At 54.8% G+C, this 2,500-nt stretch carries 1 tRNA gene and 2 rRNA genes (1 of these 3 cut by a window edge); all 3 read right to left on the reverse strand.

The features are described 5' to 3' along the window. Positions 1–77 (reverse strand) — tRNA-Met (locus LZA78_RS17395). 95 nt (positions 78–172) lie between these two features. Next, positions 173–287, reverse strand: a 5S ribosomal RNA gene (rrf, locus tag LZA78_RS17400). Between the two features lie 69 nt (positions 288–356). Further along, a 23S ribosomal RNA gene (locus tag LZA78_RS17405) occupies positions 357–2,500 on the reverse strand; it runs 685 nt beyond the window's last position.

Genomic DNA, 2,500 nt, shown 5'->3' on the forward strand with positions numbered 1-2,500 from the left:
TGGTTGCGGGGGTAGGATTTGAACCTACGACCTTCAGGTTATGAGCCTGACGAGCTACCGGGCTGCTCCACCCCGCGACGGTGACGCGTTTGCGTCGGGCCCCGAGGGCATTGTTATGCGATCGGGGATTTTCATCGTTTAGAGAGAACTGTTTTTTGTCGCTTCTTTCTAGGTTTGGCGGTGACCTACTCTCCCACGTCTTGAGACGCAGTACCATTGGCGTGTCAGCCCTTAACGGCCGAGTTCGGGATGGGATCGGGTGTTTAGCCGGCGCTATGACCACCAAACCGAGGAAGAAGCGTTGTCCAAGTCAGTATATATGCGTGCTTTTGATTTGAGCCTTGCTGCTACTGGATCAAATCAAGCCAATCGGGCAATTAGTACCGGTCAACTGAACGCATTGCTGCGCTTACATCTCCGGCCTATCGACGTGGTGGTCTTCCACGGCCCTCAAGGGATACCTAGTTTTGAAGGGGGCTTCACGCTTAGATGCCTTCAGCGTTTATCCTGTCCGCTCATAGCTACCCAGCACTGCCGTTGGCACGACAACTGGTCCACCAGTGGAGCGTTCACCCCGGTCCTCTCGTACTAGGGGCAACTCTTCTCAAGTATCCTACACCCACGGCAGATAGGGACCGAACTGTCTCACGACGTTCTAAACCCAGCTCACGTACCTCTTTAAATGGCGAACAGCCATACCCTTGGGACCTGCTCCAGCCCCAGGATGAGATGAGCCGACATCGAGGTGCCAAACGATGCCGTCGATATGGACTCTTGGGCATCATCAGCCTGTTATCCCCAGAGTACCTTTTATCCGTTGAGCGATGGCCCTCCCACTTGGGACCACCGGATCACTATGGCCGACTTTCGTCTCTGCTCGACTTGTCAGTCTTGCAGTCAGGCTGGCTTCTGCCATTGCACTCAACGACCGATTTCCGACCGGTCTGAGCCAACCTTCGCGCGCCTCCGTTACACTTTGGGAGGCGACCGCCCCAGTCAAACTCCCCACCATGCAGGGTCCCGGACCCGGATAACGGGCCGCGGTTAGACATCAAGAGTGCGAAGGGTGGTATCTCAAGGGAGGCTCCACGGGAACTGGCGTCCCCGCTTCAAAGCCCACCACCTATCCTGCACATCACAATCCTGATGCCAGTGCAAAGCTAGAGTAAAGGTTCATGGGGTCTTTCCGTCTAACCGCGGGTAGTGTGCATCTTGACACACAGTTCAATTTCGCTGAGTCCACGTTTGAGACAGCGGGGAGATCGTTACGCCATTCGTGCAGGTCGGAACTTACCCGACAAGGAATTTCGCTACCTTAGGACCGTTATAGTTACGGCCGCCGTTTACTGGGGCTTCAATTCGGAGCTTGCACCCCTCCTTTTAACCTTCCAGCACCGGGCAGGCGTCAGACTGTATACGTCGTCTTACGACTTCGCACAGCCCTGTGTTTTAAGTAAACAGTCGCCACCCCCTAGTTTGTGCCCCCCACCCACAGTTGCCTGCGAATGGGGCCTCCTTCTCGCGAACTTACGGAGGCATTTTGCCGAGTTCCTTAAACGTGGTTCTCTCAAGCGCCTTGGTATACTCTACCAGTCCACCTGTGTCGGTTTCGGGTACGGTCTCATGGAGGGTTATTTCCAGGGACCTCTAAGCAGCCCGTTCAATCCGATAAGAACGAACTACCCTCGAGATCCGTCACATCCTCCTGGCCCAGGAATATTAACCTGGTTCCCATCGACTACGCCTTTCGGCCTCGCCTTAGGGGCCGGCTTACCCTGCTCAGATTAGCTTTAAGCAGGAACCCTTGGACTTTCGGCGAGAGGGTCTCTCACCCTCTTTGTCGCTACTCATGTCAACATTCTCACTTCTGATCACTCCACCGGATGCCTTACAGCCCGGCTTCACAGTCAGAACATTGCCTCCAATGCGTCCGAAGACGCTAAGGAGGCAGCGTTCTATATCACAGAACGCTCCGCTACCACGCACATCACTGTGCATCCAAAGCTTCGGCTCGTGGCTTGAGCCCCGTTACATCTTCGCCGCAGGACAACTTATCTAGACCAGTGAGCTGTTACGCTATCTTTAAAGGATGGCTGCTTCTAAGCCAACCTCCTGGTTGTTTTGGTCGTCCCACATGCTTTCCCACTTAGCCACGAATTGGGGGCCTTAGCTGTTGGTCAGGGTTGTTTCCCTCTTCACGACGGACGTTAGCACCCGCCGTGTGTCTCCCGGATAGTACTCTACGGTATTCGGAGTTTGGTTAGGCTCAGTAAGTCTGTGGGACCCCATCACCCATCCAGTGCTCTACCCCCGTAGGTATTCGTCCGAGGCGCTACCTAAATAGCTTTCGCGGAGAACCAGCTATCTCCGAGTTTGATTGGCCTTTCACCCCTAGCCACACGTCATCCGGACCCTTTTCAACGGGTGTCGGTTCGGACCTCCAGTAAGTGTTACCTTACCTTCATCCTGCACATGGCTAGATCACTCGGTTTCGGGTCTG

Origin of the sequence: Rhodobacter flavimaris, assembly GCF_021378075.1 — a bacterium.
GTDB classification, from domain to species: Bacteria; Pseudomonadota; Alphaproteobacteria; order Rhodobacterales; family Rhodobacteraceae; genus Rhodobacter; species Rhodobacter flavimaris.